12 protein-coding genes and 1 pseudogene are annotated in these 17,292 nt (G+C 43.5%); 5 read left to right on the plus strand and 8 right to left on the minus strand.

Annotated elements, in window-relative coordinates; genetic code table 11:
- Nucleotides 1–251: 251 nt before the first annotated feature.
- Complete coding sequence (locus H3001_RS12385) at nucleotides 252–1,424, plus strand: sensor histidine kinase (protein WP_246368585.1); 1,173 nt, start codon at nucleotides 252–254, stop codon at nucleotides 1,422–1,424.
- Complete coding sequence (locus H3001_RS12390; protein WP_181215113.1) at nucleotides 1,421–2,122, plus strand: response regulator transcription factor; 702 nt, start codon at nucleotides 1,421–1,423, stop codon at nucleotides 2,120–2,122. Before H3001_RS12385 ends, H3001_RS12390 begins: the two co-directional genes overlap by 4 nt.
- A 225-nt stretch (nucleotides 2,123–2,347) precedes the next feature.
- Here the strand turns inward: H3001_RS12390 and rprY are convergent, their stop codons facing one another.
- The 4 genes from rprY to H3001_RS12410 form a co-directional block, all read right to left on the minus strand.
- A complete protein-coding gene (gene rprY, locus H3001_RS12395) occupies nucleotides 2,348–3,055 on the minus strand; it encodes a response regulator transcription factor RprY (RefSeq protein WP_178244067.1) in 708 nt (235 codons plus the stop codon).
- Nucleotides 3,048–4,601 (minus strand): sensor histidine kinase, encoded by a 1,554-nt coding sequence (locus H3001_RS12400; protein WP_178244068.1) that lies wholly within the window; start codon nucleotides 4,599–4,601, stop codon nucleotides 3,048–3,050. Before H3001_RS12400 ends, rprY begins: the two co-directional genes overlap by 8 nt.
- A gap of 388 nt (nucleotides 4,602–4,989) precedes the next feature.
- Nucleotides 4,990–5,502, minus strand: a complete 513-nt coding sequence (locus tag H3001_RS12405; protein ID WP_181215114.1) for a GIN domain-containing protein — start codon at nucleotides 5,500–5,502, stop codon at nucleotides 4,990–4,992.
- Between the two features lie 14 nt (nucleotides 5,503–5,516).
- Nucleotides 5,517–7,826 (minus strand): carboxypeptidase-like regulatory domain-containing protein, encoded by a 2,310-nt coding sequence (locus H3001_RS12410; RefSeq protein ID WP_181215115.1) that lies wholly within the window; start codon nucleotides 7,824–7,826, stop codon nucleotides 5,517–5,519.
- 552 nt (nucleotides 7,827–8,378) lie between these two features.
- Between H3001_RS12410 and H3001_RS12415 the strand changes: the two genes are divergently transcribed.
- Entirely contained in the window at nucleotides 8,379–8,600 is a 222-nt protein-coding gene (locus tag H3001_RS12415) for a glycosyltransferase family 10 domain-containing protein (protein ID WP_219915878.1), read from the plus strand.
- A gap of 133 nt (nucleotides 8,601–8,733) precedes the next feature.
- A pseudogene (locus H3001_RS19865) lies at nucleotides 8,734–9,002 on the plus strand (IS1634 family transposase); the annotation flags it as partial.
- Between the two features lie 620 nt (nucleotides 9,003–9,622).
- Here H3001_RS19865 and H3001_RS12420 read toward each other — a convergent pair.
- Genes H3001_RS12420 through H3001_RS12435 form a run of 4 tightly spaced genes read right to left on the minus strand, consistent with a single transcriptional unit; the run spans nucleotide 9,623 to nucleotide 13,297 of the window.
- The gene (locus H3001_RS12420) at nucleotides 9,623–11,191 is read right to left on the minus strand and encodes a peptide chain release factor 3 (RefSeq protein WP_178244070.1); all 1,569 of its coding nucleotides are present in this window, start codon (nucleotides 11,189–11,191) and stop codon (nucleotides 9,623–9,625) included.
- 18 nt (nucleotides 11,192–11,209) lie between these two features.
- Nucleotides 11,210–12,067: a dTDP-4-dehydrorhamnose reductase gene (gene rfbD, locus H3001_RS12425; protein ID WP_181215116.1), complete on the minus strand. Its 858-nt coding sequence runs from the start codon at nucleotides 12,065–12,067 to the stop codon at nucleotides 11,210–11,212.
- A 19-nt stretch (nucleotides 12,068–12,086) separates the two neighbouring features.
- Nucleotides 12,087–12,635 (minus strand): DUF4924 family protein, encoded by a 549-nt coding sequence (locus H3001_RS12430; protein ID WP_178244072.1) that lies wholly within the window; start codon nucleotides 12,633–12,635, stop codon nucleotides 12,087–12,089.
- 2 nt (nucleotides 12,636–12,637) lie between these two features.
- Entirely contained in the window at nucleotides 12,638–13,297 is a 660-nt protein-coding gene (locus H3001_RS12435; protein WP_178244073.1) for a LysE family translocator, read from the minus strand.
- A 135-nt stretch (nucleotides 13,298–13,432) separates the two neighbouring features.
- On the opposite strand from H3001_RS12435, the gene purL reads away from it, so the two are divergent.
- A complete protein-coding gene (gene purL / locus H3001_RS12440) occupies nucleotides 13,433–17,137 on the plus strand; it encodes a phosphoribosylformylglycinamidine synthase (RefSeq protein WP_181215117.1) in 3,705 nt (1,234 codons plus the stop codon).
- The last annotated feature ends 155 nt before the right edge of the window (nucleotides 17,138–17,292 follow it).

A 17,292-nucleotide genomic window follows, 5' to 3' on the forward strand; every position in this document is an offset into this window, starting at 1 on the left:
AAGAACGATTCAGATGCCATAAATTCGGTTTCGAAGATATGGTGATTCTTATTGCTTGTGGATTACACAACTTCAGAATCAGCCACAAAATGAGTCATATAACAAATTAATCTATATAATGTCTAATGAGGGCAAAATACATCAAATACATAACTATTATATGTCTTATAGCTATTTTCTTTATTCAATGTGCATGGCTATATAATTCATATATGTATTTAAAGGAAGATTCTATAACTAAAACATCTAAAATGTTAGAACAAGCTGTCATGGAGGAAACGTTCTCCAGACTGCAACATTTACCTATTGGAACTAAAGTTAAAAGTAGAACAGAGGAAGATAAAGGAAAGAATCTTCCAGAATTTACTTATATGCAAGAATCTTTAGATTCATTAAATATGCCTATATCATTGGATTCTATCAATCGCATTTATGCTATAACCCTAAATGATAAAGAATTTCCAAATGAATGTGTAATTTCAATATTTAAAGGAAACCAATTAATCCAGAGTTTTGGGAAAATAGAAAAATCCATTTTTAATATTAAAACATTACCTCTTCCTTTAAGAAAAGATTATTCTTTAACTATACAAGCTGAGATATCAAACCCCAGTCTGTTTTTCCTCGAAAAAATGAGTGCTTTACTCTTTTCTACAACAACCCTTATACTCATTGTTATTAGTGGATTTTTCTATCAAATTAAAATTATAGAGCAATTTAATAAAATATTTCATATACGAGAAGATTTCTCATATGCAATGGTACATGACATGAAAACACCTTTGAGTTCAATATTGTCAGCCTTGAATTTTCTACAGGGTGGAAGACTTGATAATAAGCCAGAGATGAAAGAGAAATTCTTCAATATAGCCAAAGATGAAGCTGATCACTTATTGACATTGACAAACAAGATTCTTACTATATCTAAGTTGGAGAATAATAAATTGGAGATGAACTGTGAAATGGTAATGCTGAAGCCTCTACTCTTAAAAATATCCGATAAATTTATGGCTAAATCTCCCAAACCAGTTACTTTTAAATTTGACCTGGTTGCTGAGTGTATTTATGCTGATGCTGAATATATAGAAGAAGTATTTTGCAATATGATTGATAATTCCATAAAATATTCCAAGGATAGTGTTGATATTAAAATATCTTCTTCAGAGAATAGTAAATATAGTATCATCAAAATTTACGATAATGGGCTTGGTATGAATGATGATGATCAACTTAAGATATTCAATAAGTATGAACGAGCATATGCCGGTCGTAAGAAAAAAACTTATGCTTCAGGATTTGGATTAGGCTTAAACTTTGTTCAACAAGTGATTGAAGCGCACAAAGGGAAAATTATAGTCAATAGTGTAGAAGGAGAATTTACTGAATTTATTATTTACTTACCTCTAATATTAAAAGAATTATGATAAAATTATTGCTAGTTGAAGATGATGTAAACTTAAGCTATATAGTACAAGCTGGACTTCAGGATATTATAGGTGGCTATGAAGTTACTGTGGCAGAAAATGGTAAAGAAGGTATTGAAACGTGGAAAAACTGGAAACCTGATATTATCATTTCAGATATTGATATGCCGGTAATGAATGGATTTGAGATGGTAAAAAGAATAAGAGAGACTGATGGTGAGATTCCAATACTTTTTGCTTCAGCCTTGACTTCGCCAAAAGATGTAAGAAAAGGCTATGATATTGGTGTAAATAATTATGTGAAAAAGCCTTTTGTTCCGGATGAACTTGATGCCCATTTGCGTGCCATCCTAAAATTAAAAGAAGGTAAAAAGAACAGAAATGAAGAAGGATTATGTAACTTTGGTCAGTACACACTGAACCCTAAACATGCTACCTTGCTTAATAACCAAACGGACAAACAATCAATCCTTACCGTAAGAGAGGCTGAAATTCTCCAAATTCTTGCTGAAAATAAAGGAGAAATAGTAAGAAAAGAAGCCATTCTAAGCCGCTTCTGGAATACGGAAGATGATTACTTCGCATCCCGAAGTCTTGATGTATTCATAGCCAAACTAAGAAAACTGTTTGCAGACGATACTCAGATAGAGATTGTCACCAAAAGAGGTACGGGATATATACTTGTCATCAAGGAATAGACTGTTATTGGTAAATCAGTAAGTCTTCCCTTTTTTGGTACCTCGATACCCATCGCCGAGAAGGAAAGTGGCTTGCCTTATCTGCTCTTCAGGCTGTTGTCATGGAGGCACATGTTCCACCCCCTTGGGGACAGACCGAAATCCATCCAATTCAGGAGGACTGTACAAACAAAAACAGAGGCTGCTTCCGTTCAGAAACAGCCTCCGTCATACTATCTGCGCCGATCAGTCCTGTTCAGGAGCAATCAGTTTATATCCTTTTCCATGGATATTGATGATTTCGATAGACGGGTCTTCCTTCAAGTGCTTACGCAACTTGGTGATATACACGTCCATACTTCTTGCATTGAAGTAGTTGTCATCAATCCAGATGGTCTTCAGAGCGAAGTCACGCTGCAGGATTTCGTTGGCATGCGCGCACAACAGTCCCAGCAGTTCCGATTCCTTCGTAGTCAGCTTGGTCTGCTTCTCTCCGATAGACAGAATCTGCTTCTGTGTATCGAAAGTAAAGCGTCCGATCTTGTATACGCTGCTTTCCTTGTTTCTCTTTCCGCGTACACGACGCAAAATAGCCTCGATACGGAATGTCAGCTCTTCCATGCTGAACGGTTTGGTAATATAGTCGTCTGCACCAATCTTGAAACCTTCCAGAATATCTTCTTTCAACGTCTTGGCCGTAAGGAAAATGATAGGAATCTCCGCATTCGCCTGACGAATCTCTTGCGCCAGTGTGAATCCGTCTTTCTTAGGCATCATTACATCCAACACACACAAATCATATTTACTCTTCAGAAACGCCTTATATCCTGCTTCTCCGTCAGGAAACAACTCTGCTGCATATCCCTTAGCCTGTAAATATTCTCTTAACAACATGCCAAGATTTTCGTCATCTTCGCACAATAAAATACGCAATTTCTCGTCCATATCATTCATCTTTAAATAAAGGTAATACAATTATAAATTTCGTTCCCACATTCAGCTCACTCTCGGCACGTATCGTACCCTTGTGGTCTGTAATGATTTTCTTCACATAGGCCAAGCCCAATCCAAAGCCTTTCACATCGTGCAAATTGCCTGTATGAACCCGGTAGAACTTTTCAAATATCTTTTTCAAATTTTCTTTCTTAATACCGATTCCGTTGTCCTCTATCGAGATATGCAACTTGTTCGACTCGTTCCAGGTGCGTACCTTCAGGTGGATGTTGACATCCGGTTTCTTGTACTTCAATGCATTGTCGAGCAGGTTGAAGATCACATTGGTAAAGTGCATCTCATCCACGAAGATAAACGGATCATCAGCGTCAAAGGCCACATCCAGCGTACCGTTGCAGTTCTCTACCTTGAGGCGGAAGGTATTCGTAACCCCGTAAATCAGTTCGTTGGCATCTACCTCCTTCTTCTTCAGCGTCGCTTTCTGACGCTCGAACATCGACATCTGGAGCACCTTTTCCACCTGGAAGCGCAAGCGTTTCGTCTCGTCGTTGATGACTCCCGAAATGTGCTTGAACATTGCCGGAGATTTACCCACAGCCGGGTCGTTCAGCATCTGGGCAGCCAGCGAGATGGTAGAAATCGGAGTCTTGAACTCATGAGTCATGTTATTGATAAAGTCGTTCTTGATCTCCGTCAGTTTCTTCTGTCGGAAGATGATGTATATCGTAAAGATAAACGTAACCAGCAGCACCAGGGTGAAGATGATGGAAGGAATCATGAATCTTACCGAACTGAAGATGTAATTATCCATGGTCGGGAAGAAAATGTTCACAAATCCCATCTTTGCCGGAGGGTCTTTCTCGAACAGCAGTCTTGAATAGATTTTCTCATTGTCGTAGCTGTAGTCCGAACAACGGTACACTTCCTTTCCGTCGCGGTCTGTCACGGTAAAATGATAAGGAATGTCAATGCCGTTGTTCAGCAGTTCCGCCTTCAGGAAATGATCGAGCTGCTTGAAGTTGACCCGTTCGTTCAGCGGCTTGTCGCTTGCCGTATACAGAATGTTGTATACCACCTCGTCCAGCAAGGCACGCTGATAGATGTAACGCTCCTTCAGAATCTCCTGCAGGGCGCGGGAAGTCTGCGGAATGTTCTTTCCGGTAGAAATGATCACCTTCGGAATTTTGGAAGGCCGGTTGATGATGGTCTTCAGTTCAAAAGAAGAGAAGGTACTTCCATCGGGAGCCGTCACCGTATACTGATGGTGCTCTACCGTATTGCTTTCAGTCGTACTACCCGACTGCTGCATCTGTTCCGACAGACGGGCAGCGCGTTCGGTGGCCGCCACATCCTTCTCCAGATACCGCTTGGTTTCCACCAGTTCCAGATTATGTACGGCCTGCGCAAGGCTCCGTCCTACATTTTCTTCAAACTGCTCCTTACGCATCTTGACCATCTCTTCGATATAGCTCACCTGCAAATAGAGGAGGCTCAGAAAAGAGAGGCCCATTACAATACCCAATATCCAAATCGTAGTCTTTTTCATAAAGACAAAATTAACAGTCTTCCTTTAAATTAACATATCAGAGGGGTGATTTTTCCCGTAATATTTTTCTTCATTAACGTAATTCCGAATTTTAGTGTCGATTTCATGCACTAAAATCATCAAATTCTTATGCTTAACAACAAAAATAACAAAATTTCACAATAATAACAAGTAATAAAACAAGATTGTTCAAGGTTTTTTGCAATAAAAATTTTAATTATGCGAGATAAGAAGAATCTTTTAGCAATATCCTTCTACAAATGTCTTTCAAATAAACCACTCGAACTTTCAAGGCTGCCTTAAATGACCTATCACATTCTTTACGTGAGATTTGCTGATCAGAACGACGATATAACAACAAATATCTCAGGTATATTTACAAATACTCCTAGTTAGTTTGCAATTCTTCACATTGCTTCTTTTTGGCCTTCAATCCACTAAAATCGACATGACTGTTACCTTTTATCGTGCAGTCAAGTACATCTGTTTCTCCTTTTAGGGTAAATCGACTACTCGCTCCAGCCGATACCTGCAGATATTTTGCCTTAACATCCATCGCCCCCTTGGATCCGGCAGACAACGACACACTGAGTGAATCTACTGTAAACAACTCTTCCGTCGTCAGTTCAGAATAAATCATACATATCCGACGAACATCATTGCTATAGATGCGTACCACATTTTTTGGCATCGAACCATCCGCATCTTTAAGTGTAAACGACAGTATTCCATCCTTAAGTTCCTGTATTCCCAAGTCCGGGTTGTCTACTTCTACGTGAAAGGTATCTGACGGAATAAATACGGCTTTGTATCCAGCAAAATAGAAATTCTTTACTGGTTCTTCTGCCTGACTCACCAAACAAAAGCCAAGTCCTGCTAAAAATAATGCTACCTTCTTCATCTTTACTATATATTTTAATTATCATTTATTTTCAAAATACTGTTCACCCAACCTGAATTCTGTAACCGTTTGTTGCTTTGGAAAATGGAACGTCCCCAATTGATGTTATATGAAAGACTGACATAAAACATATTCCGATTATTGCGAATCAATACATTTCGGTCAGAAGTAACGATTTGACTCAATTGTTCAGTCCGATATTTAGAGCCTTTAGTAAATGGAAACATAATTCCCATTCCTACATTTAAGTTTTTCCATTTGTAGGTTGCATTGATACTACTGTTATTTTCAGATGTCATAACATACTGCCCATACAATGATTTCATCGGTTTCCTCCAAGTACCATTAATTTGAAACCCTTTATATGTCATAGCCAGATAAACACCATAATAGAAATTATTCAAAGTATGTTCGTAAGCTTCACCTTTTGACTTATAATAATTCCATCCGCCAAATACCTGAAACATGAAAAGATCCAAAATATCTGTCACCTGTACAATCATCTGTGCACCATAGTCGACATCATACTCCTGATTGTTTTCCTGAAAGATAAACCGGTTCTCAATAGGCGAATAAAAAATATCCTGTTGGATAGGGTGAAAGCTACAATCGGCTACCAATGTCAGCATAGTTGCAAATTTCTTATTATCCCAGACTGAAATATTAACCTGATTACGCAAGGTGTTATAAGGAGCCAGCGAATGATTTCCTCGCATAATGGAGAGAGAATCTATTTCCTGTACCACTTCAGAAAGACTGCTCAAAGAAGGAAACAATGGACGAAAATTAACAGAATACTGTAAGTTCCAATATTTTTGTTTATAGGATAAAGACAAAGAAGACGTATTACGCCAATAATCCACCAGTTCGTTTCCCTGCTTCTGTTGTTGGAATCGCAAACCAGTTCCGACTGTATAAGACACTTTACCAAAACTGCCTTGTAGCTGGACATAAGGATAAGCATTAAAATTTTTCAAGTTAACTTCTCCGTTCACTCCATAAAGATTGCTTGCATATTGGTAAATAGAACGTAAACCGGCTGAAATATTAACCTTTTCACCTTCACGCCAATAGTAAACTTCACCAATCAGTGATTTCTGGTTACCCTCAGTCGTATTATTTACTTCCGTTAGTGCCTGTTCATCCAAATGGTCGGACAGCGCACGTTCATAATTTGTATTTGCCAATGTACCGACCAGGTTCACTTCCACACCTTGATTATTGTTCATCTTTCGGCTGTAGGTAAAATCAAGCGATGGTATATAGTTTGAAAAAGAAGAATGAATATCTCGCTGTCCTATGAGTTGCTGCTCTTGAAACATTTGCTGACGGTTTCTATCATAGTTTGAGCCAATTTGATTGTTAAATCGGATATTAACCATATCTTTATTATTCTTATAAAGGTAACCGACAGCAATGTTATGATCCGTATAACCGAAAGGAGCAAACTCACCTCGCTTATCACGCCTCAGAACTGAACCATCCGGATACGAATAAGTCTCCAGTTCGTCTGTCCGGCGTTCGGAATAATCTCGATAATTCACATTATAATCAATTGAGAACTGAGATTGCTTATAGTTTGTCCGGAAATTAACATTTCCGTTCACAAAACCCGTAGTAAAGGCACTCACACCTCCCAAAGACAGAGAAGTTCCAACCCGAGGTTCTTTCAAAATAAAATCAAGAACTCCGGAATTGGAATCCAATTCACGCATAGATGGCAACTGACAGTAATCCACACGTGCAATTTGTTGCGGATTCAAAGCCTTTACTTCTTGCAAACTGGCATTTACACCATTAATTCGATAAATCACTCCAGAGACTCCTGAAATGGAAATAGATTCTTGGACTGGATCAACAAATAATTGTGGGAGCATCATGCTTTTCAACAAACCAAGGCTGGAAGTTGCTGCTTCAACCTGTTTCGCACTTGGATAAGCTACAATCTTTCCTGTTTTATGTGCCATACCTTGCGCAACCACCTCAACACCTTCCAGGTTTATTGAATCAAGCGCTAGCGATATGGTTCCCAAATCCACATTCTTTCGATTACTATTTTGTACTAATACGATATTTCTTTCATATCCCACATAAGATATTTCCAACCAGAAGTTATTCAATTTTATGTCAGACCTGAAGCGCCCTTTTTCGTCGGTTGTGAAACCTGTCACATACACTGAATCTTCAGTCAGAACTCGCACTGTAGCACCAATCAATGGTCTGTTCCCATCTGCCGCATACACACGCCCTTTTATTTCTTGAGCAGAAAGGACTGCTATTTTAAATAAAAAAGATGCGAAAATCAATAAATATCTTGTTTTCATACATTTCTATTCGTTTTATAACAACTCCACACATGTTGTGCGAAGGATCTGTATTTATTTTGGTCAAAGGTTAATTATCGACTTTTATTTCTCCTTTTTGTGAAGTTTAGGATGAAAGTGATAATTTAATATGAGTAATTGTCCCACTACCACCTGTTCCAACTATTGCTGTTTTTTACCTTTAGGGATATATAAAGACAAGTCATCAACAATATAAGAAGGTGAATTCTTTACATATTTGAAAGAGATAAACTCAATGAAAAAATCAGATTAAAAGAGTTAAAAAATATAAATTTCATCATTCTGTTTCCTTCCTTTTTCTGTTGTAAATTGAACAACTGGAGTTCCACTTGCCAAACGAAATAGTATTGTATCTGGTTGAGCCCAAAGAAATATCATAATATAAGTCTAGTTAAGTTAACATACATATGAGACATCAATAAGAAGACTATGCTTAATAAAAATGTATCATTATTAATATTGTTGAATAAATATACTATCGTTTTCATTTAATTACAAGTAATAGATGCATTAAATTATGTTAATTATTTATTGACTCAAAGCCAGGATTATGTTACAGAAAAGTTTTTTAATCTTCTAATTTCGAGTACAGTCCCCATTTATTTAGGTACTCCCAACATACATGACTTTGTATCTGGAAAAAATCGTTTTATGAATATTCCTGACTTCGTCACTTTTTACTGTAAAAAACAATCTATTAAAAATCAGTTAGTTAGTTTTATAAAAGGGTGGTTAAGGGTGACATTACCATAAAAAATCGTATATTTACAGCATGTTTGTCCGTAAGAAGGATAGGACGGGTACAGCAAGTATTGTGGCAGGCAACAAGCACGGTGAAAAGTTCAAGGAACTACATACCGCTAGCATTGCAAGATCATGATGAAGAGAAAGCAGACCGATATTCCATTTCACGGAAAAACGCATAGAAGCACATATCGGTTTATGTTTTGTGGCATACAAGGTTTACAAGGGGCCGGAGCGTATAGCCTATAACCGTAAGATGGATATAAGTACTGGCACTATTTTGAAAATAGCTAAACAATAACAACAATTCGACTAAGGCTATCTGTAAACGGTACAATTATTACCAAAACGATACTGCTTACCCCTGGACTCAGGTCACTAAAACCATTTTTCGACTGTTTGTGCGTTTAGAGTGATGTAGACAAAGCTACAAAAAGATATCATATATCGTATATCTATATCATTAAATCACCTATACAGAGATTTTTCCGGCAAACCGCCAACAGCGAGAAATGATTTTCCGGCAGAAATCTGGAAGAAAAATGCTTGACCGGGGCCATTTCAACGAAAAAACAGGCCGATTAAATAGAGAAAAACGGTCCGGCACACTGAAGAATTCACAAAATCTTCAAGATGGAAGGAGGAAAAGATGGCGGGAAAATCAGAAAAGCCCGCGAGCTTTTTCTTCACACAACATGATGCGTGAAAAAAAATCTTTAGACAGGAGAGAAAAAGAAAGAAGGCAGAGAGAGAAAAAACGAAAGAACAAAGGGAAATTCATTGAAAAGAACCGGTTCCGGAGCTATTTGAGGAAAATCCGAGAAGAGAATATTCCGGCTTATCACACTAACAAACAGGTCATTATCCCAGTATATCGCCCCTGAGAATCCAAAATTCAGAAACCATCGTCCTCTTTTGCGGAAAAAAGGGAACACACCGGGGGCCTTCCGGACAAAATGACAAAACGTCACCGCATAAAAAAAGGGCTCCGCCCGGGAGCCCCTATCTTGGTAAAGCAATTTTCTGGCCGATTAAAATTCAGAAGTGAAATGGAACTTGATGTGCTTGAAGTCCATCTGCGCCATCTGAAGCACATAACCGCTGTCGGCAAGGAACACATCCCTTCCCTCACGGTCTTTCGCCATATACTGGTACTTACGCTTCTTGAACGCTTCCAGTTCGGCAGGGTCGTCGCTTTCAATCCAGCAGGCCTTGTACAGGCTCACCGGCTCCCAGCGGCACTTGGCATTGTATTCGTTCTCCAGACGGTACTGGATGACTTCGAACTGCAGCTGTCCTACCGTACCGATGATCTTACGGCCGTTGAACTGGTTGACGAACAACTGTGCCACACCTTCGTCCATCAGCTGGTCGATACCCTTGTTCAACTGCTTCGTCTTCATCGGATCGGCGTTCTCAATGTACTTGAACATTTCCGGAGAGAAGCTCGGCAATCCTCTGAAATGCAGGTTTTCACCTTCAGTCAGCGTATCACCGATCTTGAAGGTACCGTTGTCCGGCAAACCGATGATATCTCCTGCCCAGGCCTCATCGACCGTAGTCTTCCGCTGAGCCATGAACTGAGTCGGTGAAGAGAAACGCATGGTCTTGTTGTGACGGACATGCAGGTAAGGAGTATTACGTGTAAACTTACCCGAACAAACCTTACAGAAGGCCACACACGAACGGTGGTTCGGGTCGATGTTGGCCGTAATCTTGAAGACAAATCCGGTAAACTTAGGCTCGTCGGGGTTCACCGTACGTTCTTCTGCCAGCACCGGACGCGGACTCGGAGCGATTTCCACAAAACAGTCGAGCAACTCCTGCACACCGAAGTTGTTCAGTGCCGAACCGAAGAATACCGGAGCCAGTTCTCCTTTCAGGTACTCTCCTACCTGGAATTCCGGATACACTCCGTCAATCAGTTCCAGTTCATTGCGCAGTTTCTCGGCCAGCGGAGAACCGATGTGGTTGTCCAGGTCCTCGGTATGGATATCCACTTCCACCTTTTCCGTCACTACCTGCTTCGAAGGCTGGAAGAGATTCAGTTTCTGCTCATAAATATTATATACTCCCTTAAAACGAGGACCGCTTTCGATAGGCCACGTCAGCGGACGCACATGAATGGCCAGTTCTTCCTCCAGTTCATCGAGCAAATCGAACGGATCCTTCGCCTCACGGTCCATCTTATTTACGAAAATGATAACCGGAGTGTTTCTCATACGGCACACCTCCATCAGCTTGCGCGTCTGAGTTTCCACACCCTTCGCACCGTCCACCACGATGATTACACTGTCTACCGCCGTAAGCGTACGGTAAGTGTCTTCCGCAAAATCCTGGTGACCCGGCGTATCGAGAATATTGATTTTATAATCGTGGTAATCAAACTCCATCACGGAGGTAGTTACAGAGATACCACGCTGCTTCTCGATGTCCATCCAGTCGGATGTGGCGGTCTTTTTGATCTTGTTCGACTTTACCGCTCCCGCTACCTGAATCTGACCTCCGAAAAGCAATAATTTTTCTGTAAGCGATGTCTTACCAGCATCAGGATGGGCAATAATCGCAAAGGTACGTCTTCTTTCTATTTCAGCGTTCATTTCAGTAAGTATAATATATTATGCTAATAATTTCTTTAAACAATCTTCCAGACTGTCTACCCAGTAAGGAATCTCTACTCCATAAGTCTCCCGGATCTTGGCCTTGTCGAGCACCGAATAGTGGGGGCGCACTGCCCGGGTAGGATATTCTTCGGTATGCAGGGGACGCAGCTTACAGCCGTCGATGCCTGCCAGGCGGTGAATCATCTGCGTAAAGTCGTACCAGGAACATACGCCTTCGTTGCTGAAATGATAGATACCCGGTACAATCCCCTTTCCGATGACAGCGAAAATAACCGCAGCCAGGTCGCGGGCATAGGTCGGAGTACCTACCTGGTCGAAAATGACTCCCAGCAAATCACGTTCACGTCCCAGGCGCAGCATGGTCTTCACAAAATTATTTCCGAAGGTAGAATACAGCCAGGCTGTACGGATCACCATGGTCGAAGCACAGCCAGCCATGGCCTCCTGCTCTCCCGCCAGTTTGGTCCGTCCGTATACCGAAACCGGACAAGTCGGTTCTTCCTCCGTGTAGGGGCGGTGCGCAGTCCCGTCGAACACATAGTCCGTTGAAACCTGAATCAGGCTGCCTCCCCGGCGCTGTACTGCCCGGGCCAGGTATCCCGGAGCCAGATGGTTCAAGCGGTCGGCCAGCTCACTGTCGTCCTCGGCCTTGTCTACGGCGGTATAGGCCGCACAGTTGACAATGATATCTACCTCATTCTCGGCCACACACTGTTCTACAGCCTCTTCGTTACAAATATCCAGTTCCGCCACATCGGTAAAGACATAACGGTATTCCGGATGTGCGGCAGCCAGCAAACGCATTTCGTTACCCAGCTGTCCGTTAGCTCCTGTGATCAAAATCGTCTTCATTGCTCCAGTTCCTGTTCAATTATTCCAGTTCCAGTTCACCCTGTTTGTCCTTGATATAATATCCGGCGAGGATAGCCAGCAAATCACCGATTACCTTCATCGCCTTCTGCGTTTCCTCGCTGATTTCCTTCTTCTGAAGTTTCAGCATCAGCACCCCGTACATGGCATCAAAGCAAGTCTCCAGTTCGGGTACGTCCTTGTCGGCCCCCTTTGCACGCAGCTCGACGATAAACGGCAGCGCCTTGTAGTAGGCCGCACTGTAGTAAGGAAATTTAGGAGAACGCAACAGTCTCAGATGCAGGTCGGTAAGCCATACAATGATGTTCTTGTTGATCTGGAGATGCCCCTTCTCCATAACCCCTTCATCATGCATCATGTTCATCAGGTCCTGGTACCACTGGTCCAGTGCCTGCTTCTGTTCCTCCGTAAGCGAAGGATATGCATTGATAATGTGCTTGCGGATACTCTCCATGTCGAAACGGTTGGCCCGGATCAGGTCCTCAATCTGCCACATGTACAGCAGATATTCCGCAATATTCTGTTTTTTAAGTTGTTGAGAAATATACATAATCAAGAGAATGATTTTCCGGCAATGGCCAGTACGATACCCACTACGGAAGCAATCACTACCACCACACCGATGATTCGGTTCAAGATCCAGATACCCCTCACGTTAAAGCGGGTACGCACCTTGTTCACAAAATACGTGATGCTGAACCACCAGATGAGCGCACCCAGGATAATGGCCAGGTACCCCACCAGCTGGAATCCGAGCGGACTGCCCGGCATGACAAACGAGAAGCGGGCAAACAGACCGATAAACAAAAAGATAATCAGCGGATTGGACAAGGTTACGAAAAAAGCCGTCACGAAGTTATGGAGCAGCGACCCCCGGTTGTTCGAAGTAGGACGCAGCGACTTCACCGGATTGCTGCGAAAGGTATAGATACCGAATGCCAGCAGCATGATGCTTCCCACCACCTGCAGGAACATCTGGTGTTTCAGAATCAGTTCATCCATGAAACTCATGCCGTATCCCGTAATCAGCGCATAACAGATATCGCTCAAGGCAGCTCCCAGACCTGTAACAAAACCGTACCAGCGTCCTTTGTTCAGTGTACGCTGAATGCAAAGCACGCCGACAGGCCCCAGCGGAGCGGAAACCACCACTCCCACGATGATGCCCTTTACCAATAAATCCAGTATCGTAACCTGTTCTAACCAATTCATAATGCAAAGATGCTACTTTTTTACGAAAGTACCTACATTTCGTTTCGTTTTTCTTTCGTGAGAACGGGGTTTTATGTAACTTTGCACAATATTTAAAGTACGACAGAAACATCATTTATAAACATAAAAAGTGCTATGATTCTATTTTTCAGAACCCCTACTCACAGCGTAATTGCTACCGAATGCAGCAAGGAGCTGAACTCTGAAGACATCAAGAAATTGTGCTGGCTCTACAGCGACGCTACTGTGGAAAACGAAGAAGCCCTGACAGGCTGGTTCATCGGTCCCAGACGCGAGATGATCACTCCCTGGAGTACCAATGCGGTTGAAATCACCCAGAACATGGGCCTCGAAGGCATCCGACGGATCGAGGAGTATTTCCCGGTAAAAGATGAAAATGCAGATCATGACCCGATGCTGCAGCGCATGTACCACGGTCTGAATCAGACAATTTTTGAGGTAAACATCAAGCCTCAGCCTATCATATATATTGACAACCTCGAAGAATACAACGAACAGGAAGGTCTGGCGCTGTCACGCGAGGAAATGGACTACCTGCTGAAGGTAGAAAAAGACCTCGGACGCAAGCTTACCGACTCTGAAGTATTCGGTTTCGCACAGATCAACTCTGAACACTGCCGCCACAAAATCTTCGGCGGAACATTCATCATCGACGGACAGGAAATGGAATCGTCACTGTTCCAGATGATCAAAAAGACTACTCAGGAAAATCCTAACAAAATCATTTCTGCCTATAAAGATAATGTAGCCTTCGCCGAAGGTCCGGTAGTGGAACAGTTTGCTCCGAAAGACCATTCGACTTCAGACTACTTCATCATCAAGGATATCAAAACCGTTATTTCACTGAAGGCCGAGACACACAACTTCCCGACTACCGTAGAACCGTTCAACGGTGCTTCTACCGGTACCGGAGGTGAAATCCGCGACCGTATGGGTGGTGGTAAGGGTTCATGGCCGATTGCCGGAACTGCCGTATACATGACTTCTTATCCGCGCAGCGAAGAAGGTCGTGAATGGGAAAACGTGCTTCCGGTACGTAAATGGCTGTACCAGACTCCGGAACAGATCCTGATCAAGGCTTCGAACGGTGCTTCTGACTTCGGTAACAAGTTCGGTCAGCCGCTGATCTGCGGTTCGGTACTGACTTTCGAACACCAGGAAAACAACGAGAAATACGCATACGACAAGGTGATCATGCTTGCCGGAGGTGTAGGCTACGGTACACAGCGCGACTGCCTGAAAGGTACTCCGGAAGCCGGCAACGAAGTAGTGGTACTGGGTGGTGACAACTACCGCATCGGTCTGGGTGGCGGTTCTGTTTCTTCTGTAGAAACCGGACGTTATTCATCGGGTATCGAGCTGAACGCCGTACAGCGTGCCAATGCTGAAATGCAGAAACGTGCGTACAACGTAGTGCGCGCACTGTGTGAAGAGGATGAAAATCCGATCGTATCTATCCACGACCACGGTTCTGCCGGTCATGTCAACTGTCTGTCTGAGCTGGTAGAGGAATGCGGTGGTCTGATTCACATGGACAAACTGCCTATCGGTGACGAAACCCTGTCGGCCAAGGAAATCATCGCCAACGAATCGCAGGAACGTATGGGCTTGCTGATTGACGAGAAGGCCATCGACCACGTACGCAAGATTGCCGAACGCGAACGCGCTCCGATGTATGTGGTAGGAGAAACTACAGGCGACCATCGTTTTGCCTTCGAACAGGCTGACGGTGTCCGTCCGTTCGACCTGGCTGTCGACCAGATGTTCGGTTCTTCACCGAAGACTTACATGGTGGACAAGACCGTAGAACGCAAATATGAAAATGTAACTTACGACGCAGCGAAATTAAATGAATATGTACGCACCGTACTGCAGCTGGAAGCCGTAGCCTGCAAGGACTGGCTGACCAACAAGGTAGACCGTTCGGTTACCGGAAAGATTGCCCGTCAGCAGTGCCAGGGCGAACTGCAGTTGCCGTTGAGCGACTGTGGTGTCGTTGCTCTCGACTACCGTGGTGAAAAGGGTATCGCTACTGCCATCGGTCATGCTCCGCAGGCAGCGCTGGCAGATCCGGCAGCCGGTTCTGTACTGGCCGTTTCAGAAGCCCTGACCAACATCGTATGGGCTCCGCTGGCAGAAGGTCTCGACAGCATTTCTCTGTCGGCCAACTGGATGTGGCCTTGCCGTTCTCAGGAAGGTGAAGACACTCGTCTGTATACAGCTGTCAAGGCGTTGTCTGACTTCTGCTGCTCACTGCAGATCAACGTACCGACCGGTAAGGACTCTCTTTCTATGACTCAGAAATATCCGAACGGAGAAAAGATCATCAGCCCGGGAACCGTTATCGTTTCAGCGGGAGGAGAAGTATCGGATGTCAAGAAGGTGGTTTCACCGGTAATGGTCAACAAGGATAAGTCAACTTTCTATCACATCGACTTCAGCTTCGATGAGCTCCGTCTGGGAGGTTCTGCCTTTGCACAGTCACTGAACAAGGTGGGCAGCGACGTACCTACCGTACAGAATCCGGAATACTTCCGCGATGCCTTCCTGGCTGTTCAGGAACTGGTCAACAAGGGACTGATCCTGGCCGGTCACGATATCTCGGCAGGTGGTATGATTACTACATTGCTGGAAATGTGCTTTGCCAATACCGAAGGAGGTATGGAAATCTGTCTGGACAAGATCAAGTGCGACGATTTGGTGAAGATCCTGTTTGCCGAAAATCCGGGTGTCATCATCCAGGTAGCCGACAAGCACAAATCGGAAGTGAAGAAGATCCTGGAAGATGCAGGTGTCGGCTTCGTGAAACTGGGTACACCGACCGAAGAACGTCATATCCTGGTTTCTCACAACGGTGCGACTTACCAGTTCGGTATCGACTTCCTGCGTGACGTGTGGTACTCTACTTCGTACCTGATGGACCGCAGACAGAGCATGAACGGATGCGCTAAGAAGCGTTTCGAAAACTACAAGCAGCAGCCGCTGGAATTTGTATTCGACAAGTCATTCATCGGCAAGCTGTCACAATACGGACTGAACCCTGACCGCCGTACGCCAAGCGGTATCAAGGCTGCCATCATCCGTGAAAAGGGTACCAACGGTGAACGTGAAATGGCTTACATGCTTTACCTGGCCGGATTCGATGTAAAAGACGTGACCATGACCGACCTGATCAGCGGACGCGAAACCCTGGAAGACATCCACATGGTGGTATATTGCGGTGGTTTCTCTAACTCCGACGTACTGGGCTCAGCGAAGGGATGGGCCGGCAGCTTCCTCTTCAATCCGAAGGCTAAGGCTGCCCTCGACAACTTCTACGCACGTGAGGATACATTGTCACTGGGTGTATGCAACGGCTGTCAGCTGATGATGGAACTGGGTCTGATTACTCCGGAAGACAAGAAGAAGGGCAAGATGCTGCATAACGACTCACACAAGTTCGAATCGAACTTCCTGGGTGTTACCGTACCGATGAACCGCAGCGTGATGTTCGGTTCACTGAGCGGATCGAAACTGGGTATCTGGGTTGCTCACGGAGAAGGTAAGTTCTCATTGCCTTATCCGGAAGACCACTACAACGTAGTACTGAAATATTCTTATGATGAGTATCCTGGAAATCCGAACGGTTCAGACTACAGCGTAGCAGGTATCGCTTCTCAGGACGGACGTCACCTGGCTATGATGCCGCACCTGGAACGTGCATGCTTCCCATGGGAAAATGCATATTATCCTGCCGACCGTGTACACAGCGACCAGATCACTCCGTGGATGGAAGCATTTGTCAATGCACGCAAGTGGGTGGAAGCACACAAGAAATAACCGGCAGCTGTCTGAAAAACAGAAAAGCTGAAACTGATAATAATACGGAGGCTATCCCTTCAGGGGGTAGTCTCCGTTTGTTTTTCACTTCACTCTTCCCCATAAATCCTGTCCTGATTTTTTATTTATTTACCACAAGCTGTGGTTTCGATAAG

It is taken from the genome of Phocaeicola faecicola (genome assembly GCF_013618865.1).
Taxonomy (GTDB): domain Bacteria; phylum Bacteroidota; class Bacteroidia; order Bacteroidales; family Bacteroidaceae; genus Phocaeicola; species Phocaeicola faecicola.